A 25,772-nucleotide genomic window follows, 5' to 3' on the forward strand; every position below is an offset into this window, starting at 1 on the left:
TTTCTGATTATTGCTGAATTTTCCTCACTGCCCCCGTACCGGAACGGCTTCGTTCATGGAGTATTGCCCCTTCACAATTCTATACGGAAACACTCCCCGACTTCTTTTCCTCTTTCTCCTTTTGGGCAACCTTCCTGAACCGATTCGTTTCAGCAACGACAACCCCGGATAGGGCAAGAAGGCCGACTAGGTTAGGAAAGGCCATTAATCCGTTCATGACATCGGAAAATTTAAATACGACATCTACGGTTGTAATCGATCCAATGAAAATGAAGACGACGAAAACATATCGGTAAATTCGAACGCCACCTTCACCAGTCAGATATCCAATCGCTCTTTCCCCATAATAGGACCAGCCAAGGATTGTCGAGAACGTGAAGAATAGAACACCGAGTGTAACAATGTACATTCCGGCGTCTCCCAGGAACTGAGCGAAGGATGCACTGGTTAACACGGAACTGTCCATTCCACCATCATACTGACCAGCCATAACAATGGTAAGCCCTGTGATGGTACAGACCACAATGGTATCGATAAATACCTGAGTCATGGAAACTAAAGCCTGGCGCGCCGGATAATCCGTTTTGGCTGCGGCCGCTGCAATTGGTGCAGAACCGAGACCTGCTTCGTTCGAGAACAGACCACGGGCAACCCCGTAACGAATAGCAGCCCCAAGCAGACCACCAAAACCGGCCTCAAGACTAAAGGCTTCTGAAAAAATTAACCCAAAGGCCTGACCGACCAGATCAAAATTCATGACGATTAAGATAAGCCCGCCGGTAATGTAAAAGGCCGCCATGATCGGAACAAAGAATGCGGTAACTTTACCGATGACTTTAATTCCCCCGACGATAACAAGACCAGCTAAAACAGTAAATATGATTCCAGTAACAAATGGAGGCACATTAAAAGTATCTTCCAAGGATAAAGCGGCTGTGTTGGACTGGGTCATATTCCCGATTCCAAATGCAGCTAAGGAAGCGAAAACAGCAAAAGCCACACCTAATGCTCTTCCTGTTTTGTTATTCAGGCCCTTTTCCAAGTAATACATGGGCCCACCAGCCATAAGACCCTGCTCATTTTTGGTACGGTATTTTACCGCTAATAGAGCCTCTGCATACTTTGTGGCCATACCGACAAGTGCGGTAATCCACATCCAGAATACAGCTCCGGGCCCACCCGCTACAACTGCTGTGGCAACCCCGGCAATGTTACCTGTACCAATCGTAGCGGCCAGTGCGGTTGTTAAAGCCTGGTAATGGGTGATATCTCCTTCAGACTTTTTATCCTGCTTGCTAAAAACTAATTTTAAAGCATAAGGCAGGGTTCGAAATTGTAAAAATAACAGTCTGAAGGTTAAAAATAACCCTGTGCCAACGAGTAGAATGAGTAAGGGTGGCCCCCAGATCACACTACTGATATTGCCTAAAATTTCAGCGCCCTTCTCGTTGAATGTTTGTAAGCCAGCAATAAGACTATCCAATGGTTTCCCCCCTCAATTTAAATATAAGTGTCGTCCATATAGTAAATATTCTAAAAATTCGCATAAAATGTCAAGGTTATTTAGGAAAAAAGATATACTTTTTCTATTTTTATTAAAAATTTGATATATTAAAGGTGAAAAAATTGCTGGTAAAGAAGGTGACACAATGAAGATCAATGTTTTATTTGTTTGTCTTGGAAATATATGCAGATCACCAATGGCCGAGGCCATTTTTCGGCAAATGGTTGAAAAGGAAGGGCTTTCTGGCAAGGTGGAGACGGACTCTGCCGGAATCGGACATTGGCACATAGGTCAACCCCCGCACAAGGGTACACAGGAACTTTTATCCGAAAAGTCAGTACCTGTTGAAGGAATGAAAGCCAGACAAATTGATACGTCTGATTGGGACAAGTTTGAATATATTGTAGGTATGGATGCGCAAAATATAAGAGATTTACAGGCGCTCAGGAATACATCGGATCAGGTGGAAGTGAAACGTTTAATGGACTATGTACCTCATCCGAAAGAAAGAGACGTCCCTGACCCGTATTTTACTGGTAACTTTGATTACGTTTTTGAATTAGTTGAGGAAGGATGCAGGTATTTATTAAAGGATATTAAGAAGAAGTGGAATTTATAATAAGGAGGAAGAAAACGTGAAGCAAAATCGATGGAAACGTGGTATACTTATCGGCGCTGCAGTTGGGGCGCTTAGTTCTTTGTTTCATCGGGAAACAAGAGAAGGTGCCATAGCATTTGGCAGGGATGTAATGGATCAATTCAAAAATTATCGGGAGGATCCTTCTAAAGCCTTTGAGGATTTAAGAACAACCGTTGAAGGTATTGAGTATTATGCAGACTCCATTATTAAACAGCTGGATGATGCTGATCAGATGCTTGAAAAGAGACCTAAACAAAATTAATAACATGCGATAAAATTACTTTTCAGGGTGAATCTTATGATCCCAAAAATCCGCCGTTTTTTTAAAAGAATGTTTGATCGATATGTGGATGACGATGTTGGAGGGCGAGCCGCACAGCTTGCCTATTTTTTTCTGCTTTCCTTGTTTCCGTTTATTATCTTTCTGTTAACCTTAATGGCTTATATTCCTGTTACCGTTGAACAGATGATGTCCCTGGTGGGCAGCTATGTTCCGGGGGATACGATGAACTTTATTGAACAAAATATAGGTCAGTTGATGGATAACAAGAATGGACAATTATTATCCATTGGTCTTATCAGTACCTTATTTATCGCGTCAAACGGAATCAATGCATTAATTCGCGTCATCAATTTAACCTATGAAATACACCCTAAGCGTTCGTTTATTTCAGCGAGACTGATCTCAATGGTGCTGACCGTAGCGATGTATCTGGTCATCATTACGGCCTTGTTATTGCCGGTATTTGGTGAAGTGCTCGGTATTTATGTTTTTTCCTTTTTTGGCGCAGGGGATGAATTTCTTCGGGTATGGGAAGCCATGCGCTGGGTCATTTCGGCCATTGTTATGCTCTTTATTTTTATCTTCCTGTATAAAATTTCTCCTGAAAAACGTGTGACGTTAACCGAGGCTTTACCCGGAGCCATTTTTGCCACTTTCGGATGGCAGCTTGTATCCTTTATTTTTGCCTTTTATGTTGAAAACTTTGGCCATTATGATGCAAGGTATGGCAGTCTGGGGGCCATGATTGTATTGATGATCTGGCTGTATTTATCGGCGCTGATTATTATCCTGGGCGGAGAAATGAATGCTACCTTATATAAAATGAAAAAGCACAGGCGGGGATAAACGTCTGTTGCTAATGGGGATCATATGTGTATTATTGCTTTATTATAATGGGAATGCAAAAAAAGTCGGGAGCTACCTGAAAAGGATAATCCCGACTTTTATTCTTTCTATAACAAATTCGGTTTCGTAATGGCCTTTACGCTTCCTTCAGCATCCGCAATCCATTCAGAATCACCAGAATTGTACTTCCTTCATGACCGACAACCCCTAATGGAAGGTTCAGGCTCTGCAAAAAGTTGGATAGCAGTAAAATCGCAATGACAGAAATGGAAAAGATGACATTTTGTTTAACGATACGATTCATCTTTTTGGATAAGGATACGGAATAAGCGATTTTCGGTAAATCATTTTTCATCAGCACCATATCTGCAGTCTCCAGTGCAACATCGGTTCCTTCTCCCATGGCGATTCCGAGGTTTGAGGTTGCCAAGGCTGGTGCATCATTAATGCCATCTCCGGTCATGGCTACCGATTGATATTCGGTTTGTAATGCCTTCAGTTTTTCTACCTTTTCTTCCGGAAGACAATTTGCATAATACTCGGTAATCCCGCATTCTTCAGCAATCGCCTTGGCTGTTGTTTCATTATCCCCCGTAATCATAACGGTTTGAATGCCTTCATGATTTAGTGTGCGGATTGCTTTTATTGCATCTTCCCGAACGGTATCCTTCAGAGCAAATAAGGCTTTCACCTGATCATCAAGGGAAACAAATACAATCGTTTTTCCCTGTCCAGCCAGCTTTTCATGGATACCGTTGTAAAAGGCAGTTGCCTGCTCAGTGCCGATAAATTCTGCTTTTCCGATTTTCCAATTGGACCCTGAAATGCTGGCCGATATTCCGTTACCAGCCGTGTTAATCATGTCATCCACCTCAGCGGTTAAAGCAATATTCTGCTTTAGAGCATACTGAATAACAGCCTTGGCGAGTGGATGGGTAGATTCCTTTTCCATGGAACCAGCTATATTCAGTATGACATCTTTATTTTCATTGTCAGCTGCATAGAAGTCAGTTACTTCAGGCTCCCCATTCGTTAACGTGCCGGTTTTATCCAGGGCAATTGCTTTAATATGGGAAAGATTCTCTAAATGTACGCCACCTTTAAACAGAATCCCATGACGGGCGCCGTTTGATATGCCTGAAAGGGTGGCCGGCATAATGGAGGCAACAAGAGCACATGGAGAGGCAACAACCAGGAAAATCATCGCGCGGTAGAAGGTATCCTGCCAGGACCAGCCAAGCAAATAATGGGGCAGGAACATCATTAAGGCTGCACCAATAAGTACGATCTTCACATAGGTTCCTTCAAAGCGTTCAATAAAGAGCTGGGAAGGTGAGCGTTCGCTTTTCGCTGACTGAACGAGATGGATAATTTTCTGGAATACACTCTCATTAGGAGATTTGGTCAGTTCAATCTCAAGACTTCCATTTAAATTCACTGTTCCGGCAAAAACCTCATCCTCCAATTGCTTTTCCACCGGCATGGATTCACCAGTGATGGCGGATTCATCGATGGCTGTTCGACCGCGGGTAATTTTTCCGTCTGCAGGAATTCTTTCTCCGGCTTTTACGAAAATATTGTCCCCAAGCTGTAAAGCAGAAACAGGCACAACCTCCTCTTTATCACCATGAATACGAACGGCTTCCTCTGGCTGAAGCTTCATAAGGGAGGAGAGTTCTTTCTCACTTTTATTCATTGTATACGTTTCGAGTGCCCCGCTAAGAGCAAAGATGAAAATCAGAATAGCTCCTTCCATCCAGTAACCGATAACAGCAGAACCGATCGCGGCAATAATCATGAGCAGCTCGACATTCAAATCCTTATTATCTATGGTTTCTTCAATACCTTCCTTTGCCTTGGCAAATCCGCCGATCACAAAGGCAGATAAATATAAAGTGACCGTAATGGAATGGGGAAAATAGGATTCAGTCGCCCATGCAAATAATATAAGTACGCCGCTGAACAGGGCTGCAATAAGCTCAAGGTGCTCCTTTATCTTTGTTATCCAATTAAAAAATGGATGGCGCTTGGGTTGAGCTGTCTTTTCATTTACAGAATAAGATAATTCCATCCCGTATTCTCAACTCCCTTCATCTAATTGATAATGATTTTCGTTTACTAGATCCTTTTAACTTCAGATTTAACTGGTGAATGATAATAATTATCATTCGATTTATAGATTATAATAATTATTATTTAACTATTATTATCATAACACATATCAAGTGAAATTCAATGTAAAAGTTGAGGAATTCATGACGTTTTTCTAAACAAAAAAAGACTGATAAAAGGGAATGTCAGATCCCTTTTATCAGTCATGATCCTGCGATTATCACGCATGAACTGGCCGTAATACCCCCACTTCAAGTCTTGTGGGTAACCCAGCAAGACTAAGTAGGGATAAACGGCCAGTAAATTCCTGATAAGTTCAACTAACCATCAGTGGGGGATGGAGAAACCCCACACTGATGGAAGTTTCACTTTATACTGTCTGATTGGATGATGATGATACGTGGAGTTTTTCCTTCCTGGTGAAAATCGCAAGCCAGATGAGAAATAATGAAAGGGTAATCATATGGAAAAAGGACAGGCCAGGGAAATAGTCAATAAACAGACCGCCTAAGAAAGGTCCGATAATGCTGCCGAAGCTGAAGAAGATTCCGCATAGGATATTCCCTGCAGGAAGCAGATTCTTGGGTAATAAATCAGTCATGTAGGACACACCTAGAGAAAAGACCGAGCCCACGCACATCCCTGCCAGAATAAAGCTGATAAACAGTCCGATAATGGATTGTTCAACCACAGACGCCATGATAAAGATGATCATGCCGCCAGCTATAACGGATAGCAGCACTTTTCGTCTCCCGATTTTATCACTGAGAGCACCCAGAGGAAGCTGAGTGATGATACTGCCGCCTGCGAAACAGGGAAGAATATAAGACAGCATATCCACATCGTGACCGATTCTCATTCCGTAGACAGGGAAATTTCCGTGCAGCGACGCTTCAAGCAAACCATATGCAAATGGCGGTAAAAAGGCTACCCAGGCAATTTTTGCTGCCTGATAAAATCGTTTGAAGGAGCTTCGGTTGGAACGGAAATCGACTTCTTCATCTTCTGCAGACGGAAATTCATTACGTACCCAGAACATCAATGACCACACAAGGATACAAAGTATGGAACTAAGGATAAACGGTAAGGATTGATGAAGGTAAATAAGCTGAGTCATCAGGGGTCCAAGCGTAAACCCTGTTCCAAATGACAGCCCATATAATGCTATATCCCGGCCTCGTTTCTCAGGTGCACTCGTTGATGTAATCCAGGTCTGTGTACTGAAATTCAGCATTTGATCACCAATGCCGATGACTAAGCGCAAAATAAACCAGAACCAGAGTGCCTCCCATAACGTGAAGAAGAATAAGGAGGTGAATACCAGAGCTCCACCGATGAGAATCATAGGTTTAAAACCGATTTTGCGCAGTGGCTTTTCCATAAATGGGGAAGCAATTAATACCCCTATATAAAGTCCGGTTGCATGAAGGCCATTAATAGAAGATGAAACGCCATTCTGTTCTAAAATAATGGCAATCAAAGGAAGGAGCATTCCTTGTGAAAAACCGGATATCCCTACAAGTGAAACCAGTATATAGAAGCGGGTTCGTTTCGATACCATCCTTATTCCTCCTTTTTCTCTAATTTCAGCCTCTTGTATCGTAACGTAAATAACGGCTATGTCAATCAAAATCCATCACAAAGCATCGGGTGATGGTTAAGACTTATACTCATCTGCATAGATTTAATGGCACAAGATAAAAATAAGAGAAAAATTTAGGAAAGGCTGTGATGAAACGTATGAAAAAGAGCTTTTTCATGTTCCTGACGATTGTCTTCATAGCAACAATCATGTTTCCTGGTGTCTTGCTGGCTAAAGATGAGAAGACAGAGGATAAAGAGGATTCAACCAATAATTCCATCCCGAATCATGTATTGAATATATCTAAGGAAAATACTTATCCAAATACAAAGAAAGATCAAACCTATTTAGAGCCGAATGATCTGGCTAAAGAGTTGATAGACAGTTCCGAAGTCAAAGTGGAGAATCCTGAGTTTATCAAAATGTTAAATGAATCGTCTTTAAACCCTTCCAAGCTTGCTTTTGGTTATCGCGGGGAAATTTATCTTGGTCATTGGCCTCTGAATTATAAATCCGATGAATCAAGTATGAACTGGGAGTACCAGGAAATTAATGTGAATGTCCTGAATAATCTCGGTGGCGATGAAAAGAAATCCTTAAACTATGTGCAGGAGAAAGAAAAGAGAATTAAAGGCGGCTTAACCTCTAAAACAGAGCGTGCAAACGATGTGAAAAAAATGATTCAAATGAAGGCGCAATCCAGCACAGATCTGCCATTGTCCTTTGAGACAGTAGTGGGAACAGGTACAAAGAAGGATCAGACATATGGAGTGCCATCCAAAAAAGTAGGTTATTTACATGCCTTTGCACCTGCGTTAAATGAGAAGGGTGTCGTTACGTATGGTGAGGTTTATTTAATTTTAAAGGGCTCAAAAAAACGACTGGAAATCAGAAATGTAACAAAGCAGGGAATTGGAGCCTGGATTCCAATACAGGACCATGTATCGTTTTCCTTCCAGCTAAAGTCGAATTAACTCGCGATTTCAAACAATGATCAAAAAAAGTCCGCCATCCCTATTCATGGGAAGCGGACTTTACATCAACATGCTGCATCGCCATTTCAATATTATGATTATATAAAGTTTCCGCAATAATCATTCTCGCCTGTTTAGCGGCGGTGAAGTAAAAGATATCACTGGTTACTCCAATAATGGTAAACTTGTATCCCCGAAAGCTTTCGTTGAGAGAGGACATACCGTAAACCTGAAACTTTTCTATAGGCTGGTTATGCTGATCTTTTTTCAGATAATGGCTTAGTTCCTCATTTAAACGTTCACAGGCTTCCTCCAAAACCTGATAAACCCGGGTTGGATTTTCCTGAAAACTTGTGGTGATATTCTCAATGACACGCATATGGTCAATATTATAATTTTGTATGGAGTTCACCTGCCCGTTACTCATCGTGATGAGTTTCCCGCTCCATTCACGAATACGGAGAAAACGAAGGCCAATATCCTCAACTGTTCCTGTAAACTGATCGTTGACTGTGATAAAATCGCCTTTGTGCAATTGCTTCTCATATAAAAGGAAAACACCGGACAGGAAGTCACTAATGACGCTTTGGGCGCCCAGACCGATGACGATACCGGCAACCCCGGCACCAGCCAGCAGGTTTGTCACAGGAACATCGAAAACCGAGAGCGCAAATAGCACATAACCGAACGTAGCAGTGTAGCGGACAATGGAACGAATCATGGCTTCCAGCGTTTTTTCTTCCCGTTCCTCGATAAAGTTTGTTTTTTTAAAAAAGGTCCGTACGACTCGTGTAATAAATTTTACGATGACAACGGTGATAATCGCGCCAATGATAAGCTTTGTAATTCGTAAATCGGCAAAATCACTCCAATAGCCTTGAACTGTATTCCAAGCATCCATGGCTTATTCCTCCTTGCTGTATCATCAACGAATATTATACAGAAAAAAAGAAGGAAGCGCGAATGGAATCATAGAAAGAGGGTGAAGATCATGAATGAACAACAGGAAAAAATTACAGAACTCAGACAGCGCCTGGAGCAGGTGATGGAACGAATTGAAGGAGTCTCCCCCGACCAGATGACGGTCGACGATATTGATCAATTCATCGATATGCTCGATCAGCTTGAGGAAAAATGCAGATAAGTGGGGACTGTCCCCACTTTCTCTAAAGCACTAAAGGATTTTACTCAAAGGGTTGATTTTTTTGCGTTAATCCTTTATCATATTAAAACATTAGAGAGTTAGAGTGATAAAATATTAAATTCATAGATTGGAGAAGAAATGATGGCATCAGCAGTTATTTTCTCAGTACTTATTATGGTTATTTTAAGTTTATTACGTGTGAATGTTATGGTTTCCATTCTCATATCAGCCCTTGTGGCAGGAGTGATGACAGGAAATAGCCTGACAGAAACTGTTACTCTTCTTGTAAATGGAATGTCAGACGGTGGAAACACAGCATTGAGCTATATTCTATTAGGGGCCTTTGCAGCGGCTGTAAGTTATACAGGAATCACGAGTATTCTTGTGAAATCCCTCATCAGGGTTATTAGAGGGAAAAGAAGTATCATGCTTCTTACTTTAGCCATTGTGGCATCTTTTTCCCAAAACTTAATTCCAGTGCATATTGCTTTTATTCCGATTCTTATTCCACCTTTACTAATATTGTTTGACAAGATGAAAATCGACCGACGTGGAGTGGCGGCTGCGCTAACTTTTGGACTAAAAGCTCCATACATGGTGATTCCTTTTGGATTTGGGCTTATTTTCCAGAAGACGATTAAAGAAAGCATGGGTGAAAGTGGATTATCGGTATCAAAAACTGATATTACCCTGTCCATGATTATTCCTGTTGCAGGGATGGTTGTTGGTTTACTCATCGCTATATTCTTTACTTACCGTAAAGACAGAAACTATGAAACTAGTGGTGATACGCAGGATGTAGATCTAGAGAGTTTAAGTAATGTGAAATTTGAAACCAAACACTTTCTTACCTTAATGGTTATTGTTGCAACGATTACTATTCAGGCAATAACAAAAGATTTAGTGATTGGTGCATTGGCTGGTTTGATTCTTATGTTCCTATTTGTCGTTGTTCCGTTCAGAGAAGGGGAAAACATCATGACAGAAGGAATCAAAATGATGGGGATGATTGCTTTCATCATGCTTGTTTCGAATGGATTCGCAAACATATTGCAGGAAACAGGCTCCGTAACAGCTTTAGTTGAACAAACGTCCGGAATTCTTGGTGATAACAAGCTCATTATTGCCTTCATTCTGCTTCTGGTAGGTTTAGTCGTTACCATCGGAATTGGAACTTCATTTGGTACGATTCCGATTCTCGCGGCATTATATGTGCCTATTGCAAGTGAAGCAGGCTTTTCAGCTATGGCTATTGCAGCTCTTATTGGAACAGCAGGTGCATTAGGTGACGCCGGTTCTCCAGCATCCGACAGTACATTAGGCCCAACATCTGGTCTAAATGCCGATGGAAAGCACAATCACATTTGGGATACCTGTGTGCCAACCTTTACACACTATAACATCCCACTTGTCATATTCGGACTGATTGCGGCTGTCGTCCTATAATTTCGGGACTGTCCCCACATGCTTTAAAGCGCTAAAGGAAAGGTGGTTTTTCTGGTGAAGATCATTAGGGATTCTCAGGTGAATTTGGAACGGACGATATTAGATGAGCATGACGAGCAGTATGATGCAGTCAAAGGGATATTAAAACAGGTGAAAGACAACGGTGATCGAGCACTCTATGCATTAACGGAGCGGCTGGATGGTGTAAAACTCCCTGACTTATTAGTATCCAAATCAGAAATTATTGAAGCATATGGGACTGTGGAAAACAGCTTTGTCAATGCCATTAAGCAAGCTACCGCAAATATACGCTCCTTTCATGAAAAGCAGAAACGGCAAAGCTGGATGGATACGTCACCCAATGGCACCATTTTAGGCCAGCTGGTTCGCCCGATATCCAAAGCGGGTATTTATGTGCCGGGAGGAAGGGCTGCGTATCCTTCTTCAGTATTGATGAACGGGATCCCCGCACTGGTCGCAGGTGTTGAGCAAATCGTTATGGTCACCCCTCCGGATAAACACGGAATGGTTAACCCTGGCGTATTGATTGCAGCTAATGAACTTGGTATCAAACAGATCTATAAAATCGGGGGAGCACAGGCAGTAGGTGCGCTGGCCTATGGTACAGAGACCATACCAAAAGTGGATAAAATCACGGGTCCTGGGAATATTTATGTAGCCCTGGCCAAAAAAGAAGTGTACGGATTGGTGGATATTGATTCTGTAGCAGGACCAAGCGAAATCCTTGTGATTGCAGATGAAACGGCGAATCCACAGCTGGCAGCAGCGGATTTGATTTCACAAGCAGAGCATGACCCCCTTTCTACGGCAACTATGATTACAACTTCTGATCAAATAGCTAAACAGGTTCGTACAGAGGTCACCCGACAGCTTCAGAACCTTCCAAGGCGAGAGATTGCAGAAGCATCCATCGAAAACAATGGAGCCATTTATGTGGTTCCGGACTTGGATACAGCGGTTCAAATGACAAATGATTATGCACCGGAGCATCTGGAGTTACTTGTAAAAGAACCGTTTGAACTGATAGGCAAAATAAAAAATGCTGGAGCCATTTTCGTCGGTGAAAATAGCACAGAAGCGATAGGGGATTATTTCGCCGGTCCTAATCACATACTGCCAACGGGTGGAACAGCCAAATTTTCCTCGCCTTTAGGTGTGGATGACTTTATAAAAAAATCCAGCCTGATTTCCTACAGCAAAGCAGATCTGGATAAAAATGCTGAATCCATCGCAACATTGGCTCAGTTTGAACAATTACAAGGCCATGCAAATGCCGTCATTTTCCGAAAACAACGATCCTGATGCATGAAAATGCGCTACCTGCAAATGCTATAGGCAAAGAGAGAAAAGCAGGTGATGAGGATTGCGTGCATGGAAAATTCCGGTGATTATCCTGACAATGCTTTGTGTCATGATTAGTCCATGGTCAGAAGCGTTTGCTTATGATCAGACGGCTTTTGGCTGGGGGTATAAAAAGAATACGGAGCATAACCCGCCTGATGCAGGGAAATATGGAAAAATGCTTGATGAATATAACAGTTATTATGTTGATAAGTCCGGTGAAAAAGTTGTATATCTTACCTTTGATCTTGGCTATGAAGCAGGTTATACGGATATGATATTAGATATCCTGAAAAAGGAAAATGTACCTGCTGCTTTTTTTCTGGCCGGACATTACATTACCAGTGCCACTGATCTAGTCAAAAGAATGCATGAAGAAGGGCATGTGATTGGCAATCATTCGTACAATCACCGTGACTTCACCACCCTTAGTGAAGAAAAAATAAAAGAAGAATTAGACAAGATTAATAAAGAGCTTAACGATGCTATTGGGATTCGTCATACACAATTTGTCAGGCCGCCACGGGGGGATTTCAGTGAGCGAACCCTTGCGATAACTGAAGAATTAGGTTATACCAGCATTTTCTGGTCTTCCGCACTGGTGGACTGGGGCTCACAAAAAGGATGGAACACGGCCTATAAAAATATTATTGATCATATACATCCAGGCGCCATTGTTCTGTTACATGCCACATCGAAGGAAAATGCGCTTGCTCTTGAACATTTAATCCCTGAATTACGCAAGAGAGGGTATAAATTTAAGAGCTTGGAATACCTGCTCTGGAAAGAAGAGGTTGACCTTCCATACCAATTTCGTTAACGATGTTTGAAAGCTGTCTCCAATGGGGGCAGCTTTTTATTTGTATTTGGGAGAGTTATTTACTTCTAATTACTTCTGGCTTAAATTAAGGGATTCAGGCTGAATGAAGGCGTGATTCAATGAAAGCTGACAACTCCAGCTTGATTATTCTCAAAAAAGATGAATAAAAGAATGTATATATTTCATTCGCATATAGTTGGACGGATTATAAGAATTTAAGCTCAATCTTTATGAAAGCAGGTTTAATTATTTTAAAAAATGGATTAAAAAATTTGAAAATAGGTTTAAACCGCTATATTTTGGAGTGAAAAAGAAAATTCATGCTTAATTATTACAATTTGTGATGAATACGGCAACTCCAGGATGAATTCTGCACTCCAGAGGTAGAATTTTACTCCCTGAGAATGACTCCTGCACTGCACCCTGACCTCGAACCTTGGCCCCTAAGAATCCTGGTACCCCAACCCCTGGACACCTGGACATATGATGAAAAAGCAAGACAACTCCCTTCATAAAATAACGCATTTTTATGGTAAAATACGTCTAACACCGATTATAGAGGAGAATTCTTATGTGGACGAAAGAAATAAAGGTAAATGGAATGTTCGACTTTGACTATACCTTGCTTCGTTTTTCCTTTGACCCATTAGTTGACCTGAATCGTGAAGAGCGTTGGGTTCGAATTCCCCTGCGCCTTGGCACAGAAAAGCACATCGTAAAGGTACGGGCCATCGGTACTCCATATGAACCGTTTTTTGAGATACAGGGAAATGACGAGGCCAAGAAGGACAAGCTGATGGCTTTCATTAACGATATTTTCCTTTGGGATCGTGACCTAAGGCCCATTCAGCAGTTTTTTCAAAAAACAAAACTGGCACCGCTCTTTGAACAATACCCGGGTACTCCAATTGTCAAAGACTTTCATCCATTTGATTGCTTAATGAAAACCATTATTCATCAGCAGTTAAACATGACATTTGCTTACACATTGACTACTAGATACATACAAAACTTTGGGGAAGAAATCAATGGGGTATGGTTTCAGCCCACGCCGGAAAAAGTGGCCAGTCTGGATTATGATGCCTTGAGAGAGCTTCAGTTCAGTCAGCGCAAAGCAGAATATGTAATTGATACAGCACGAAAAATTGCAGATGGAAAGCTTGATTTGCAGAAGTTATCACGATTACCCGATGAGGATGTACTTAACATTTTGACCAAGGTACGAGGGGTTGGCCCATGGACCGTGGAAAATTGGCTCATGTTTGGCTTAGGCAGGGAAAATTTGCTGCCCGCGGCTGATATCGGTATACAGAATGCACTTAAAAAATTCCTTGGGAAAGATAAGAAACCGCACAAAGACGACATTTATCAAATGGGTGAAGAGTGGAGCCCTTATCGAAGTTATGCCTCTCTTACGTTGTGGAGAAGCATTGAAGGATAATGGATCATTTTCAGGATAACTTCCGGGCGCTGCAATAGATAGAGACTTTACGAAAAAGGGGAAGAGGAAAAATGGCGAAATGGACGTTTAACCATATTGAAACTATTGGACATATTACAGAGGATAATGATTTTTACAGACAGTATCACTATCCGGAAATGCTGATCCGTTATGATAGTAATTTTATAGAATTTAAGCAGATGCCAACGTTGGTGCAGTTAAAAGAGCTGGAGCAGAATATGCGTGAATTTCATCGGCAGTATAACCAGAGGCATCTTAAATTTGAGTTTCCCGATAATCAGAAGCCTGTTTTTGATGTAATGAACTATTTAAAAGAGAACAAGTATGATGTAGGCTTCCTGGAATTGTACTCAATTGAGCCTGATCAATTCCCCCGTGTAGAAAATCATCCAGATATTGAAGTGAAAGAAGTAACGGATGAGCTTTTCAATGACTTTATCAAACTTCAGTATAAACAGGATATTGAAAATGGTGAGGAATTTGCCAAGGGAAAAATACAATTAAATGAGCGTCAGCATAAGAATGACCAGTATATGAAGGTTGTCGCTTACTATAAAGGTAAGCCAGCAGGTACAATGAATGTAATTTTGTCGGAGCAGACAGTAGAAATTGATGATCTGGCTGTGCTTGAAGAACATCAACGTAAGGGAATCGGCTCCAGACTTCAGCGTTTTGTGATGGATCGCTTCCCGGAAAGCACAATCATTCTGGTTGCTGATGGAGAGGATACACCGAGAGAAATGTACCAGAAACAGGGTTATCAGTATCAGGGATTTAAGTATGAGGCGTTAAAAATTGAGAAATAAGAATGACATTGTACAACGATTTACCTTATTTATGTAACAAAAGGGGCTGTCATCTGACAGTCCTTTTTGTTACATATCGATTCAATCCTTCACTCCTTCATAACAGATAAATTGTATCCTTCACAAACACCCATACATACAGCATAAATAAATATGAGGGGATCAAATGTGAAGGAGGACAATCATGTATTCTTATCTTAATGGTACACAGTATAATGCATATAATCTTGTGCAAACGGATACTCATCTGTTAGCAGATATTCAGAAAGCCATTCATGGAGAGTATAGTGCCATTGCCTGTTATGCGAGCTTAGCTGAGATGGCACCTGCAAAGGATGTGAAGGAAAAAATAGTTGAGATACGACAGGATGAAAAACGGCATTTTGAGGAGTTCAGTCATATTTATACAAACCTGTCAGGACAAAGCCCGGATTATACCATTACTGAGGAATGTCCGGAAAACTATAGAGCAGGGATTGAATTTGCATTTAAAGATGAACAGGAAACCGTTGACTTTTATTTGGATATAGCCGATCGGGCTGATGACCCATATATTAAAGACAGGTTCCGTCGTGCGGCTGCCGATGAACAGAATCATGCCGTCTGGTTTATGTTTTTTATCTCAAAGTTAAGAAATCGTGATATCGAGCATCGTCAAATCGAGAATTTTGGTGCAAAAGGGGCGTTGGGTGCAGCTGCACTGACTCTCCCTCAAATGTTAACGTATGCCCTTCAGGATGAATATCTGGCCCAAGCGAGATATGAAAATGTTTTGGCAACCTTTGGGGATATCAGAACGTTCACTCAAATAAAAGAAGCAGAAAGGCGACATATCCAGGCGCTTTTGCCACTTTTTGAACGGTATCAGGTGCCGCTTCCTCAAAATATCGCCCAGAGTTTTGTCAGCACACCGGATAGTATTAAAGCCGCATATCAGGCTGGCGTTCAGGGTGAGATAGAAAATATTTCAATGTATGATCGGTTCCTGGCCTATAATCTTCCTTTTGATGTGAGGACTGTTTTTCAGCAGGTCCGGAATGCTTCTGTCAATCATTTGGCAGCGTTTGAAAGAGGGCTTGCCAGAGCATAGGGTATATACACTCACTTATATTTTGCGAATAAAAGATTGTTGACCAATCTCCCTGTAAGTTGAAAGAAAAAGGTGGTCCTCCTAAAGGAACCACCTGATCTTTTTCGTATATTAAAATTTTTCAGGTGCAGGTTCATTTCCCTGCTTCATTTCCTCAAGCATTTCTTCAATCGCATAAGCGACTCCATCTTCTTCATTCGTTTTCGTTTTATAGTTGCAGAGGGATAAAATCTCCTCGGCTGCATTTTCCATGGCCACGCCACGTCCTGCTCGTTCCAGCATGCTTTTATCATTTAAATTATCACCCATAGCCATAACATCCTCCATGGAAATGTTCATTTGTTTAGCTAGTCGCTCGAGGGCCATTCCTTTTTGTGCATTCGGGTGATTAAATTCAAGGTTAATGTGACCGGATGACGTAATGGCGATATCCGATTCATTTTTCAGCTGCTCATAAACCATTTCCAGGTTGTCTGGATTCAAAGATGAACAAAGCATTTTAAAGATCTGAATATCGTTATGATTGATTAATTTACGATAATCATCGATAAACTGTATTTTTTCATTCTGAAAGCGCTGATTCACCTGTGTCTCAACTTCTTCTCTTGTCACATCCGGATTGGCCGATTTCATAATGTCCTCAAGAACTTCCGCAAACTGCTCCCGGCTTGAAGAATAAATCCCATCACTCGTGAAAAATTCAATATATAAATGGGCATCCTGACTGACAGCAAGGATTTTTTTGCACGTTTCCCGGTCCATTGGGATACTGTCAATCAAATGGTGGTTCTCATCATAAATAGTCGCCCCGTTTAAGGCAATAATCGGACAGTTTATACCTGCATGCTTAAGAGGCTTAATGGCTGCATCATAGGATCTTCCGGTTGCAGCCGCAAACTGTATCCCCTTCGATTGTGCTTTATTTATCGCTTTGATATTTCTTTCACTAATCATCCCTTTTTCATTTAAAAGGGTTCCGTCAAAATCTGATGCAATGAACTTCATCTATAACGCCTGCCTTATTGTAATGTTTTCGTCCTGTTTTTTTGCTATATAGATGGATGAGTCAGAGTCTTTGTTGATTTACATCAACACCGGACATTGTTATCCAATCAATATAGAGAAGGGGTTTACTTGAAAAACTTTTGTCTATCCTCTAATTTAAACATAGAAGTGTCAAGATTGAAATGCAAAAATGGAAGGTGAATAAAAGATGGATTTACAGCTGCAAGGAAAACATGTGCTCGTAACGGGTGGTTCAAAAGGTATTGGAAAGGCGATTGCCAAAGAGTTTCTAGAGGAAGGTGCCCGTGTATCGATTGCGGCCCGAAACCTGAATGATCTTGAGAAAACAAAAGAAGAATTAGGGCAAGGCATCTCCATTTATCAAACCGATATAACGAATGCAGATGAGCGTGAGAAACTCATGCAATCCTTTGTGAACGAGCACGGTTCAATTGATGTTCTGATTAATAATGCCGGGGGAAGCAAAGGGGCAAATATCACAGACACAGAAATGGATTTATTTTATGATACATTGGAACTGAATTATTTTTCGGCTGTTCATTTAAGTAAGCTGGCTACAGAGCATATGAGAAAGAACAACAGCAACAGCGGCTCGATTATTAATATTACCTCTATTTATGGACGGGAGAGTGGAGGCAAGCCCACCTATAACAATGCTAAATCGGCTTTAATCAGTTTTACAAAAGCTCTGGCGGATGAAGTGGTAGCTGATGGAGTTCGAGTGAACAGCATTGCACCGGGAAGTATTCTGCATGAAACCGGAAACTGGCAAAAACGGATTGAAGCAGACCCGGAAGGCATGAAGCAGTTTGTGAAAAGGGAGATCCCGGGTGGCCGATTTGGTACGCCTGAAGAAATTGCAAATGTGGCTGTGTTTCTTGCTTCAGAAAAGGCATCCTGGGTTGTAGGGACAAGCATAAACGTCGATGGAGGCCAGTCGAAAATGAATTTTTAGGAGGTGAACGAACTTGGCAAAAGAAGTAACCTTCTCCGTCAATCAGGTGGAAGATGAGCAGGTAAAGCCATCCTTGCTTGCCGATTTAAGAGAGCTTTTTAAAGCAGGCGTTTTAATGGCGAACGTACTCCCTGTTTTTACGGGCTTTTGGTTAGCGATCAGGTTAACAGGGCTGTCGTTTTCCGATCATCTTTCTTTGTTGCTGCTGACGATTATCGGCAGTACATGTGTGATGGCAGGAGCTCTTATTATAAATAACTGGTATGATGTGGATATAGATACCGTTATGAGACGGACGCAAAAGCGGCCAACAGTTACCGGGCACATGTCCTTAAAAACGGTATTATGGCTCGGAATTCTTTTAAGTGTTACAGGAATGATTTTATTATGGTTTACCAGTGCTGAAGCGGCGTTTTGGGCTTTTGTCGGCTGGTTTACATATGTATGGTTATATACGATGTGGTCCAAACGCAGATATACTTTAAATACGCTGATTGGGAGTGTTTCCGGAGCGGTCACTCCCCTGATTGGCTGGGCAGCTGTTTCCTCGACCTTTCATTTCATACCCATTGTGCTTTTTTTAGTGATGTTTATTTGGCAGGTGCCTCATACATTTGCTGTAGCTATACGAAAACATGATGAGTATAAAGCAGCTGGAGTGGCCATGCTCCCGGTTGTTCATGGAATCGACATTACGAAGCGGCAGACCACGGTATATATTGCCTGTTTATTTCCACTCCCCTTTTTATTAGCAGAGTTGGGTGTTGCTTTTGTTTTACTCGCCACACTGCTTAATATTGGCTGGTTCATCTTTGCTGTCCGTGGCTTTTTCATGGAAGACCATCTGAAATGGGCACGGATGATTTTCCTGTACTCCCTGAACTATCTGGTCATTTTTTATGTTGCCATGATTATCGTAACTGCCGTTTTCTGAGGCTGGCAAAAATGCACAATAGTAAAGAAGCGCCCGATTAGAAAAACTAATTTGTAAGGAGGCTGGGCTGCCCGGCTTCCTTGCTGTTATTTTCAAAGAGGGAAGGTGTATGATGTGGATAAAAAACGTAAAAAAGACCAGGTGAAGCCCGAAATTGAGAAGGTTGATACGGAAGAAATTAAGCATCATACGTCCCATCCTGATCAAAGTGAAGTGAATATGCAGGATGTAAACTTTGCTCCTGGTGAAAATGGCTATATTTCAGGTGGGAGTGAAGGGAATATTTATGGCTAAACAGCAGAGCCAAAAAGAGGACACAAGGCAAAAGGATCATCACCATGAATTTGCTGAAGAGCTTGCTGATGGGCGTATTAGAGACGAGGTCATCAAACGCCAAATGAAAAGGCAGAGGAAAAAGGGCTGCGGCGGTCTCTAGAAAGAATCAAGGGAGGCAGAATAAACTGCCTCCCTTTAATTGGTTTGCACCCTTGATTTGTGACGAATCATTCAAAGAAGGCCACTCCGGCTTTACAACTGCCTCCTTAACAGCCACTCTGGCTATTGAGGATAACTATTATATAAAAACCACAGCAAAGCAAGCATAACGATATCAAGGCGGGCCTCAAATAAAAAGGACATAAATCCTGTTTCCAAAATAGGGATTTTGGTCAGGAATATGGCACCAAACATAATGAAAATCAAAGGGATAGAAGCGAGCTTAACCCACTTTTGCGCGATAAAGCAGAGAGCTCCTATCACTTCAATGACCGCAATAACCTTGACCATAATCAGGGGATAAGGAAGTCCCATATGAACAAAGTGCTGGCCAAAATCCTCATTTATTAATTTCATGATTCCGGATGTGAGAAAAACAAAGGCCGTAACATAGCTCATCACTTTTAACGGTGACAGTCTGTACATGAAATCCCTCCCTCATTCACTTTATGCAGGGATGAGGACAAACAGTCATATTTTTTATCACGCATAACTGGCCGTAATACACCCACAGATGGAAGTTTCACTTTTGTTGCAGGAAATTATAAAATATCGGGTTTGTGGCTAAGAAATCAGGGGAGGACATGTCCGGCTCCGGCGAAGTTGACTTTCCTGAAAAAGGGATGAATCTACCACTGTTTGAGGTTTGGCATTATAATGGAAATAGAAATTTGTATAGAAAAGGTGTTTTAACATGAAAAAAGTCATTGTAGCAGGTGCGGGTATTTTAGGTGCTTCAACAGCCTATCACTTAGCGAAGGACGGAGCAGAAGTAACCATTGTGGATCGATTCGATGAGGGGCAGGCGACAGACTCAGCAGCAGGCATGATCTGCCCGTGGCTGTCCCAGCGCCGAAATAAGGCGTGGTACCAGTTAGCCAAAGGCGGTGCCCGCTATTTTCCTGATCTAGTTCAGCAATTGGCAGAGGATGGAGAGGAGAATACCGGATATTATCGTTCAGGGACTCTTTTCGTTCATTCAGATAAAGAAAAATTGGAAAAGAAGATAAAGATGGCGGAAAAAAGACGGGAGGATGCACCCGAAATTGGTGAAATTACCACTCTCAGTCCTGAAGAAACCCAAAAATACTTCCCGCCATTAAAGGAAGGTTATCATGGGGTTCTGGTCAGTGGCGGTGCACGTGTAGACGGACGTGCCATGCGTAAGGCGCTTATTCGCGGAGCTTCGAAGCATGGGGCTGTTTTTGTGGAAGGAGATGCCACTCTTACCTTTGACGGGAACCGTGTGACAGGCGTTCAAGTGAATGACGAAACCTTTGAGGCGGATGAAGTCATCGTAACGGCCGGAGCATGGTCAAAAGACATGATAAAGCCACTGGGAATGGACCTGGACATTACGTATCAGAAGGGGCAGGTCGTTCATCTGGAAATCCCGGGGGTGGATACTCATCAATGGCCTGTCATTATGCCCCCTAATGATCAGCACATTCTGGCCTTTGAAAGTGGCAGAATAGTGATTGGCGCCACCCATGAAAATGATACTGGACTGGACGTGCGAGTGACAGCTGGAGGCGTCAGTGAGGTTCTCGGGAAAGCTCTGGATGTGGCCCCTGGCTTGTCAGAGAGCACAATCATTGATACAAGAACAGGATTCCGCCCTTACACACCTGGGTTTCTGCCGGTCATTGGTCCTCTGCCGGGCTTTGAAGGCATCTATCTTGCCAATGGACTCGGTGCATCCGGACTTACCAGTGGACCATACCTAGGAAGAGAACTTGCTAAGCTGGTGTTTAATAAGCAAACCGAAATTGATATAAGCTTATATGATGTAAAAGGAGCCATCCAATCTTAAGGCATAATTGTTTTGCATTTAAAATAGAAGATGAATCAGGGGAGAGGGGAAAACGATGCAAAAGGTCATGAAATCCATGTATGAAACAATCATGATCATTCTGGTTATGATGACAATCATAACGCTATGGACAGAGAACACCTACAATTCCACGATTAATTGGGTAGTATGGGCGATATTCTTTATTGACTTTGTGATTCGTCTCATCTTTACCCTGGATCGCTGGACATTTATTAAGCAAAATCCCTTTCTCCTCATTGCCATTATTCCGCTGGATCAGTTTTTTCAGGTGGCACGCATCGTTCGTGTTTTTTACCTGTTCAGAATAAAGACGATCACTAAATACTATATTACCCCGCATATTGATAAACTAACCTATCGGGCAAAGGTCGTCATTATAATGGTGATAGTAGGATTGCTGTTCATGGAAGCCCTGTGGATCTGGAATCTTGAAACCACGGTAACCAGCTTTTTTAATGGTCTGTATGTAGTCTTTAGTCATTTGCTGTTTTTTGGTCATCGAATCTTTCAAATTGAAAATGTTTATGCTATATGGACGCTTACGGCTACTTCCGTTGTAGGGATTGTTATTCAGGGGTTGGCTCTGCAATGGTTTTTTTCCAAAGCGGAAGGATTTTACAAGCGAAACAAAAAGCAATGATATAGCGAAACATGAATTGTACATAGAAGAACGTGACTCTGTAGATGAGGTGAGGAGGAATGAAGAATCTGTTAAGATCTGTGACGGATTTTGTTACGACGAAGAAGGGGATGTGGGTGACCCTTTCTACATGGCTGCTGCTGACTCTCCTGTTAGCGGTTTTTGCTCCAAGTGCACGGGATTATGTCGTCTCAAGTGTTGATTCCCTCCCGGAGGATGCTCAATCCGTCATCGCACAAAATAAGGTAGATGAATATTTTGAAGGCGGCGATACTATTCCAGCCATGCTCGTCTTTCAATCTGAAGACGAGCTTGCACCAGAAACACTGATTGATTTATTTGGGGACATCACACCGGAAAATGTGGGTCAGTAACCAGGTTCCGTTGTATTCCTTTGTATTCTTAGTGGCGCTGGGAATTGATTATAATATCATATTAATTTCCCGGTTTTTAGAGGAGCGACGCAGGCACCCGGTTAAGAAGGCCGTGACGATCGCTGTGGAAAATACAGGCGGAGTGATTTCATCAGCCGGGATTATCCTTGCTGCTACCTTTGCCGTCTTAATGACCCAGCCGATTCAGATATTATTTGTTTTTGGCTTTATCGTCGCCATGGGCATATTATTGGACACCTTTATTATCCGGGGAGTACTCATGCCGGCTTTAATTGTATTAATTGAAAAAGATAAAAAGGGACAGACAGAATCCCGGGCAGAATAAATCAAGGGGCTTAACCGTCACGTATCTAACTGGTGAATGGTTAAGCCTTCCTTTTTTTCGGGGAAAATATAGATATAGTCCGGTGATTTGTTCAAAAAAGGTTCACATATATTCAAAAATTGTTAAGCAACTTTCATCAAACTTTCACACGAATCAAATAGAATAACTGTAGATGTCTTGTACACTGATAGGAGGAAAGGAAATGGCAGCAACAGCCGTTATGGAATCGATAGCGATGATGATTATGAGCTTTCTCGCAGGCTTTATCTTCTTTTATTTCATCAGCAGTCAGGAAAAGACTGAAAAGAAGAACCAGATTTCAGTGCTGACCTCACTGCTTATTGATTTTGTCATTTACATCTGGGTGGGAAAAATCATCGTACATATGGATATTTTCTTCAAAGATCCTATTGCCATCCTGGCCATTCCAGGTAATTCACAGGCCTTTTATTTAGCTGTTGTGTTTATACTGATTCACATTTTCGTTCAGACAAAAAGAGGGCAATTGGATCCATTTAAGGTTATGGAGGTCTTTTTCTATACCTTTTTCAGCGCATCATTCGTGTATGAATTCTTGCAATTGACCTGGAATGAAGATACCTATTCCTGGCCCTACTTACCGCTGCTATTTGTTTTATTATCAGGAATGGTCGCTCTGCATGATCGAATGCCGTCGATGCGGCTTATGCCAATAATCGTTTTTATATGGAGCATGGGGCAGCTTTTATTTGCGATAAATCGGCCATTTACCACGGTTTTCGGTTATTCCATTGACTGGTGGTTCTTTCTGCTGATAGCTATTGCCATGCTTTTTGTTGCAGTCATTAATAGAAGGGAGAGGGTGAAATCATGACAGGAGATGTTACACTGTGGCTTGCCCTTGGAGCAGGGGCACTTTCCTTCCTTTCTCCTTGTACACTTCCGATTTTCCCGATGTATTTATCCTACATTACCGGAATAAGTATAAAGGAGTTAGAGGGACAAAAAACAGCCAAAATCCGTTCAAAATTACTGATTCATTCTGTATTTTTCTTATTTGGTGTGTCGCTTGTTTTTATCGGACTGGGGATTGGCGTTTCCTTCCTTGGACAATGGATCCAGGGAATGCTGACAGGTGAAACAGGGCTGTTTATTCAGCGTATCGCAGGGATATTTATTATTATCATGGGATTGTTTGTCGGCGGCTGGCTGACCATTAAAAATCTCATGAAGGAAAAGCGGATGCAGTTTTCGAAAAAGCGGGTCGGATATTTAGGGACGGTTTTTGTAGGAGTGGGCTTTGCGGCAGGCTGGACCCCCTGTATCGGACCGATTTTCGCTTCGATTTTAGTCGTAGCTGCCAGCAATCCTGCGCAGGGAGCTTTTTACACCCTCTTTTATGTAATTGGCTTTGCGATTCCGTTTTTAGTATTAACCTTTTTCATCGGTTCAGCAAGATGGCTGGTACGGTACAGTGAACGGATTATGAAGGCAGGGGGAGCCATTATGGTTGCCATGGGATTGCTCCTTTTCACCGGTCAAATGTCCCGTATTTCTGCTTATTTACTCAAACTGGTTGAAGGAACGTGGTTTTCAAACTTAGGTTAGGAATGGAGGGGTTTAGCAATGAGAAAAGCCATCATTTTGGTTGTGGTTGCCGGACTGTTTTTCTGGGCGGTGTACGATTTTGTCATCCAGTCCAATCAGGAGGCTGAAGCGGACGTCGGAACAAACGTGGATGACCAGGCTCCGGATTTTGAACTAACGACTTTAACAGGAAAGACAGAAAAACTTTCAGACTATCGGGGAGAGCCTGTCATGGTAAACTTCTGGGCATCCTGGTGCGGACCCTGCCGAAGTGAGATGCCGGCCATGCAGAACATGTATGAAAAGAATGATGTCAATATATTAGCCGTTAACTTAACGACCCAGGAAACAAAGAGACAGGATATTCCGGACTTTGTGGATGAGTTTCAATTAACATTCCCGGTTCTATTAGATGTGGAAGGAGAAACCGGCTCAGCCTATCAGATTGGATCGATCCCAACTTCTTTCTTCATTGATTCGGAAGGGATTATCTCCTATAAGCATACCGGACCATTAAATGAGGAACAGATTATGCAGCAGTTTGAGAAAATGAAATAATGGACAAGAGTTGATAACAGGAACTGATGCTGGACGTCATGGAGTCATGATGTTCAGCATATTTTTTTATTAGGTGGTTTTTAAAATATATGGATATAGTGATAGAATAAGGGTTAAGAAATTATTGGAAATTACATGGGAGGATTTTTTGTGAATGATGTAAATATTTTGAAGAATACTTTTGCAATGATTAAAGATAACTTCCCGAAACTGTTTGGAATTTATCTTATTTTAGTAGCACCTATGTACGTTATCGATGCTATCATTATGGGTTCCATAGGGGTGTCGTTTACAGGCGGGGAATCGCTAAATACAACCTGGTATGAATCCCTTCTTTCGACAAGTACACCAGCGCCACTTGAGGAAGGTAATGCCTGGCTTACCGTTACAGGTCTGGTAAGTACAATGGTTCTGTTACCGATTGCTTATGGTGCTGTTATTTTTGCTGTGAATCACATTCGAAATGGCGAGTCCTTTACGGTTTCTGCTGTCATCAAACAGGCACTCAATCGCTTTTGGCCGATTTTTGGCAGCCATTTATTATTTATTCTGATGTTCACAGGATTAGTGATTGTCTTCTTGCTTCCTATCATGATGTTTGGCGTTCTTGGCGTCATAATTGCAATTCTGGCCTTTATAGGTTTTGCCATCTTACTGGGGTACTGGCTTACCAGATGGAGTTTTTATCTGATTAAGGTGGTATTTGGAGACACCGCACCTGGTTTTTCCAAGAGCTGGGACTTTACAGAGGGACGTGTGTGGCCGCTTATGGGCTTGTACATTGTAGTTTTTCTAATCACACTGCTCATCAATCTGTTTGTTGAGTTTATTGCCGGTTTTCTATTTGGAAATGGAATACTGCCAATTTTCATGCTGGATATTACAAGTCTATTGGTATCACTAATCTTTTTTGTGGCTTATAGTCTGGTTTATTTTGAGTTGAAGGCTGAGCGGGGAGAATAAGGCAGGCATA

General features: G+C 41.9%; 28 protein-coding genes and 1 pseudogene. 23 read left to right on the top strand and 6 right to left on the bottom strand.

Annotated elements, in window-relative coordinates:
- Positions 1-79 precede the first annotated feature (79 nt).
- Positions 80-1,471: an alanine/glycine:cation symporter family protein gene (locus ABD006_RS13265; RefSeq protein ID WP_464758759.1), complete on the bottom strand. Its 1,392-nt coding sequence runs from the start codon at positions 1,469-1,471 to the stop codon at positions 80-82.
- 178 nt (positions 1,472-1,649) lie between these two features.
- Between ABD006_RS13265 and ABD006_RS13270 the strand changes: the two genes are divergently transcribed.
- The 3 genes from ABD006_RS13270 (at position 1,650) to ABD006_RS13280 (ending at position 3,273) form a co-directional block, all read left to right on the top strand.
- Positions 1,650-2,123 carry a low molecular weight protein-tyrosine-phosphatase gene (locus ABD006_RS13270; protein WP_343841934.1) on the top strand — a complete coding sequence of 158 codons (474 nt, stop codon included), beginning with the start codon at positions 1,650-1,652 and terminating at the stop codon, positions 2,121-2,123.
- A gap of 16 nt (positions 2,124-2,139) precedes the next feature.
- A complete protein-coding gene (locus ABD006_RS13275; protein ID WP_343841936.1) occupies positions 2,140-2,406 on the top strand; it encodes a YtxH domain-containing protein in 267 nt (88 codons plus the stop codon).
- Between the two features lie 69 nt (positions 2,407-2,475).
- Complete coding sequence (locus tag ABD006_RS13280) at positions 2,476-3,273, top strand: YihY/virulence factor BrkB family protein (RefSeq protein WP_343841938.1); 798 nt, start codon at positions 2,476-2,478, stop codon at positions 3,271-3,273.
- 136 nt (positions 3,274-3,409) lie between these two features.
- Here the strand turns inward: ABD006_RS13280 and ABD006_RS13285 are convergent, their stop codons facing one another.
- Both ABD006_RS13285 and ABD006_RS13290 read right to left on the bottom strand, forming a co-directional pair.
- Positions 3,410-5,344: a heavy metal translocating P-type ATPase gene (locus tag ABD006_RS13285; RefSeq protein ID WP_343841940.1), complete on the bottom strand. Its 1,935-nt coding sequence runs from the start codon at positions 5,342-5,344 to the stop codon at positions 3,410-3,412.
- A gap of 411 nt (positions 5,345-5,755) precedes the next feature.
- Positions 5,756-6,946, bottom strand: a complete 1,191-nt coding sequence (locus ABD006_RS13290; RefSeq protein ID WP_343841942.1) for an MFS transporter — start codon at positions 6,944-6,946, stop codon at positions 5,756-5,758.
- A 179-nt stretch (positions 6,947-7,125) separates the two neighbouring features.
- Between ABD006_RS13290 and ABD006_RS13295 the strand changes: the two genes are divergently transcribed.
- Positions 7,126-7,941, top strand: coding sequence for a YfkD family protein (locus ABD006_RS13295; RefSeq protein WP_425542228.1), 816 nt, complete (start codon positions 7,126-7,128; stop codon positions 7,939-7,941).
- 40 nt (positions 7,942-7,981) lie between these two features.
- On the opposite strand, the gene ABD006_RS13300 is transcribed toward ABD006_RS13295, so the two are convergent.
- The gene (locus tag ABD006_RS13300; protein WP_343841948.1) at positions 7,982-8,842 is read right to left on the bottom strand and encodes a mechanosensitive ion channel family protein; all 861 of its coding nucleotides are present in this window, start codon (positions 8,840-8,842) and stop codon (positions 7,982-7,984) included.
- A 90-nt stretch (positions 8,843-8,932) separates the two neighbouring features.
- On the opposite strand from ABD006_RS13300, the gene ABD006_RS13305 reads away from it, so the two are divergent.
- The 7 genes from ABD006_RS13305 (at position 8,933) to ABD006_RS13335 (ending at position 16,071) form a co-directional block, all read left to right on the top strand.
- Complete coding sequence (locus ABD006_RS13305) at positions 8,933-9,085, top strand: SE1561 family protein (RefSeq protein ID WP_202925668.1); 153 nt, start codon at positions 8,933-8,935, stop codon at positions 9,083-9,085.
- A gap of 141 nt (positions 9,086-9,226) precedes the next feature.
- Positions 9,227-10,531: a Na+/H+ antiporter family protein gene (locus ABD006_RS13310; RefSeq protein ID WP_343841952.1), complete on the top strand. Its 1,305-nt coding sequence runs from the start codon at positions 9,227-9,229 to the stop codon at positions 10,529-10,531.
- A gap of 54 nt (positions 10,532-10,585) precedes the next feature.
- Positions 10,586-11,854, top strand: a complete 1,269-nt coding sequence (hisD, locus tag ABD006_RS13315; RefSeq protein ID WP_343841955.1) for a histidinol dehydrogenase — start codon at positions 10,586-10,588, stop codon at positions 11,852-11,854.
- A 61-nt stretch (positions 11,855-11,915) separates the two neighbouring features.
- Positions 11,916-12,713 carry a delta-lactam-biosynthetic de-N-acetylase gene (pdaA, locus tag ABD006_RS13320; protein ID WP_238389606.1) on the top strand — a complete coding sequence of 266 codons (798 nt, stop codon included), beginning with the start codon at positions 11,916-11,918 and terminating at the stop codon, positions 12,711-12,713.
- Positions 12,714-13,284: 571 nt separating this feature from the next.
- On the top strand, positions 13,285-14,154 hold the full coding sequence (locus ABD006_RS13325) for a DNA-3-methyladenine glycosylase family protein (protein WP_343841962.1): 870 nt from the start codon (positions 13,285-13,287) through the stop codon (positions 14,152-14,154).
- 71 nt (positions 14,155-14,225) lie between these two features.
- A complete protein-coding gene (locus ABD006_RS13330) occupies positions 14,226-14,981 on the top strand; it encodes a GNAT family N-acetyltransferase (protein WP_343841965.1) in 756 nt (251 codons plus the stop codon).
- A gap of 184 nt (positions 14,982-15,165) precedes the next feature.
- On the top strand, positions 15,166-16,071 hold the full coding sequence (locus ABD006_RS13335; RefSeq protein WP_343841968.1) for a ferritin family protein: 906 nt from the start codon (positions 15,166-15,168) through the stop codon (positions 16,069-16,071).
- A gap of 111 nt (positions 16,072-16,182) precedes the next feature.
- Here ABD006_RS13335 and ABD006_RS13340 read toward each other — a convergent pair whose 3' ends face one another.
- The gene (locus ABD006_RS13340) at positions 16,183-17,076 is read right to left on the bottom strand and encodes a Cof-type HAD-IIB family hydrolase (protein ID WP_343841971.1); all 894 of its coding nucleotides are present in this window, start codon (positions 17,074-17,076) and stop codon (positions 16,183-16,185) included.
- 208 nt (positions 17,077-17,284) lie between these two features.
- Between ABD006_RS13340 and ABD006_RS13345 the strand changes: the two genes are divergently transcribed.
- The 4 genes from ABD006_RS13345 to ABD006_RS13360 all read left to right on the top strand — a co-directional run bounded on the left by ABD006_RS13345 (position 17,285) and on the right by ABD006_RS13360 (position 19,422).
- Positions 17,285-18,052, top strand: a complete 768-nt coding sequence (locus tag ABD006_RS13345; protein WP_343841974.1) for an SDR family NAD(P)-dependent oxidoreductase — start codon at positions 17,285-17,287, stop codon at positions 18,050-18,052.
- 13 nt (positions 18,053-18,065) lie between these two features.
- Positions 18,066-18,986: a heme o synthase gene (gene cyoE, locus ABD006_RS13350; RefSeq protein WP_343841977.1), complete on the top strand. Its 921-nt coding sequence runs from the start codon at positions 18,066-18,068 to the stop codon at positions 18,984-18,986.
- 114 nt (positions 18,987-19,100) lie between these two features.
- Complete coding sequence (locus tag ABD006_RS13355; RefSeq protein ID WP_343841980.1) at positions 19,101-19,280, top strand: hypothetical protein; 180 nt, start codon at positions 19,101-19,103, stop codon at positions 19,278-19,280.
- Complete coding sequence (locus ABD006_RS13360; protein ID WP_343841983.1) at positions 19,273-19,422, top strand: hypothetical protein; 150 nt, start codon at positions 19,273-19,275, stop codon at positions 19,420-19,422. Before ABD006_RS13355 ends, ABD006_RS13360 begins: the two co-directional genes overlap by 8 nt.
- A 122-nt stretch (positions 19,423-19,544) precedes the next feature.
- On the opposite strand, the gene ABD006_RS13365 is transcribed toward ABD006_RS13360, so the two are convergent.
- Positions 19,545-19,907, bottom strand: a complete 363-nt coding sequence (locus tag ABD006_RS13365; RefSeq protein ID WP_343841985.1) for a DoxX family protein — start codon at positions 19,905-19,907, stop codon at positions 19,545-19,547.
- A 268-nt stretch (positions 19,908-20,175) separates the two neighbouring features.
- Here ABD006_RS13365 and ABD006_RS13370 point away from each other — a divergent pair, with 268 nt between their 5' ends.
- The 8 genes and pseudogenes from ABD006_RS13370 (at position 20,176) to ABD006_RS13405 (ending at position 25,762) form a co-directional block, all read left to right on the top strand.
- Positions 20,176-21,294 (top strand): NAD(P)/FAD-dependent oxidoreductase, encoded by a 1,119-nt coding sequence (locus ABD006_RS13370; protein ID WP_343841988.1) that lies wholly within the window; start codon positions 20,176-20,178, stop codon positions 21,292-21,294.
- 55 nt (positions 21,295-21,349) lie between these two features.
- The gene (locus ABD006_RS13375) at positions 21,350-21,955 is read left to right on the top strand and encodes a transporter (RefSeq protein WP_343841990.1); all 606 of its coding nucleotides are present in this window, start codon (positions 21,350-21,352) and stop codon (positions 21,953-21,955) included.
- A 59-nt stretch (positions 21,956-22,014) separates the two neighbouring features.
- Positions 22,015-22,329, top strand: coding sequence for a hypothetical protein (locus tag ABD006_RS13380; RefSeq protein WP_343841993.1), 315 nt, complete (start codon positions 22,015-22,017; stop codon positions 22,327-22,329).
- Positions 22,322-22,675: pseudogene (locus ABD006_RS13385) on the top strand (MMPL family transporter); the annotation flags it as partial. The gene ABD006_RS13380 and the pseudogene ABD006_RS13385, both read left to right, overlap by 8 nt.
- A gap of 202 nt (positions 22,676-22,877) precedes the next feature.
- The gene (locus ABD006_RS13390) at positions 22,878-23,528 is read left to right on the top strand and encodes a hypothetical protein (protein WP_343841995.1); all 651 of its coding nucleotides are present in this window, start codon (positions 22,878-22,880) and stop codon (positions 23,526-23,528) included.
- On the top strand, positions 23,525-24,262 hold the full coding sequence (locus ABD006_RS13395; RefSeq protein ID WP_343841997.1) for a cytochrome c biogenesis CcdA family protein: 738 nt from the start codon (positions 23,525-23,527) through the stop codon (positions 24,260-24,262). The genes ABD006_RS13390 and ABD006_RS13395 overlap by 4 nt, the downstream gene beginning before the upstream one ends.
- Positions 24,263-24,280: 18 nt before the next feature.
- A complete protein-coding gene (locus tag ABD006_RS13400; protein ID WP_343842000.1) occupies positions 24,281-24,799 on the top strand; it encodes a TlpA family protein disulfide reductase in 519 nt (172 codons plus the stop codon).
- A gap of 150 nt (positions 24,800-24,949) precedes the next feature.
- Positions 24,950-25,762: a hypothetical protein gene (locus ABD006_RS13405; RefSeq protein ID WP_343842002.1), complete on the top strand. Its 813-nt coding sequence runs from the start codon at positions 24,950-24,952 to the stop codon at positions 25,760-25,762.
- Positions 25,763-25,772: the final 10 nt, after the last annotated feature.

This window comes from Salinibacillus aidingensis (assembly GCF_039522525.1).
In the GTDB taxonomy this organism is placed as follows: Bacteria; Bacillota; Bacilli; order Bacillales; family Alkalibacillaceae; genus Salinibacillus; species Salinibacillus aidingensis.

Bases quoted from the DNA above. Each gene is read 5' to 3' on its own strand.
- ABD006_RS13340 (WP_343841971.1), bottom strand. From the start codon at position 17,076: ATGAAGTTCATTGCATCAGATTTTGACGGAACCCTTTTAAATGAAAAA.
- ABD006_RS13345 (WP_343841974.1), top strand. From the start codon at position 17,285: ATGGATTTACAGCTGCAAGGAAAACATGTGCTCGTAACGGGTGGTTCA.
- ABD006_RS13285 (WP_343841940.1), bottom strand. From the start codon at position 5,344: ATGGAATTATCTTATTCTGTAAATGAAAAGACAGCTCAACCCAAGCGC.
- ABD006_RS13390 (WP_343841995.1), top strand. From the start codon at position 22,878: ATGGCAGCAACAGCCGTTATGGAATCGATAGCGATGATGATTATGAGC.
- ABD006_RS13395 (WP_343841997.1), top strand. From the start codon at position 23,525: ATGACAGGAGATGTTACACTGTGGCTTGCCCTTGGAGCAGGGGCACTT.
- ABD006_RS13305 (WP_202925668.1), top strand. From the start codon at position 8,933: ATGAATGAACAACAGGAAAAAATTACAGAACTCAGACAGCGCCTGGAG.
- ABD006_RS13370 (WP_343841988.1), top strand. From the start codon at position 20,176: ATGAAAAAAGTCATTGTAGCAGGTGCGGGTATTTTAGGTGCTTCAACA.
- ABD006_RS13380 (WP_343841993.1), top strand. From the start codon at position 22,015: ATGAAGAATCTGTTAAGATCTGTGACGGATTTTGTTACGACGAAGAAG.
- ABD006_RS13400 (WP_343842000.1), top strand. From the start codon at position 24,281: ATGAGAAAAGCCATCATTTTGGTTGTGGTTGCCGGACTGTTTTTCTGG.
- ABD006_RS13360 (WP_343841983.1), top strand. From the start codon at position 19,273: ATGGCTAAACAGCAGAGCCAAAAAGAGGACACAAGGCAAAAGGATCAT.
- ABD006_RS13280 (WP_343841938.1), top strand. From the start codon at position 2,476: ATGTTTGATCGATATGTGGATGACGATGTTGGAGGGCGAGCCGCACAG.
- ABD006_RS13365 (WP_343841985.1), bottom strand. From the start codon at position 19,907: ATGTACAGACTGTCACCGTTAAAAGTGATGAGCTATGTTACGGCCTTT.
- ABD006_RS13300 (WP_343841948.1), bottom strand. From the start codon at position 8,842: ATGGATGCTTGGAATACAGTTCAAGGCTATTGGAGTGATTTTGCCGAT.
- ABD006_RS13330 (WP_343841965.1), top strand. From the start codon at position 14,226: ATGGCGAAATGGACGTTTAACCATATTGAAACTATTGGACATATTACA.
- ABD006_RS13375 (WP_343841990.1), top strand. From the start codon at position 21,350: ATGCAAAAGGTCATGAAATCCATGTATGAAACAATCATGATCATTCTG.
- ABD006_RS13310 (WP_343841952.1), top strand. From the start codon at position 9,227: ATGGCATCAGCAGTTATTTTCTCAGTACTTATTATGGTTATTTTAAGT.
- ABD006_RS13270 (WP_343841934.1), top strand. From the start codon at position 1,650: ATGAAGATCAATGTTTTATTTGTTTGTCTTGGAAATATATGCAGATCA.
- ABD006_RS13295 (WP_425542228.1), top strand. From the start codon at position 7,126: ATGAAAAAGAGCTTTTTCATGTTCCTGACGATTGTCTTCATAGCAACA.
- ABD006_RS13335 (WP_343841968.1), top strand. From the start codon at position 15,166: ATGTATTCTTATCTTAATGGTACACAGTATAATGCATATAATCTTGTG.
- ABD006_RS13290 (WP_343841942.1), bottom strand. From the start codon at position 6,946: ATGGTATCGAAACGAACCCGCTTCTATATACTGGTTTCACTTGTAGGG.
- ABD006_RS13325 (WP_343841962.1), top strand. From the start codon at position 13,285: ATGTGGACGAAAGAAATAAAGGTAAATGGAATGTTCGACTTTGACTAT.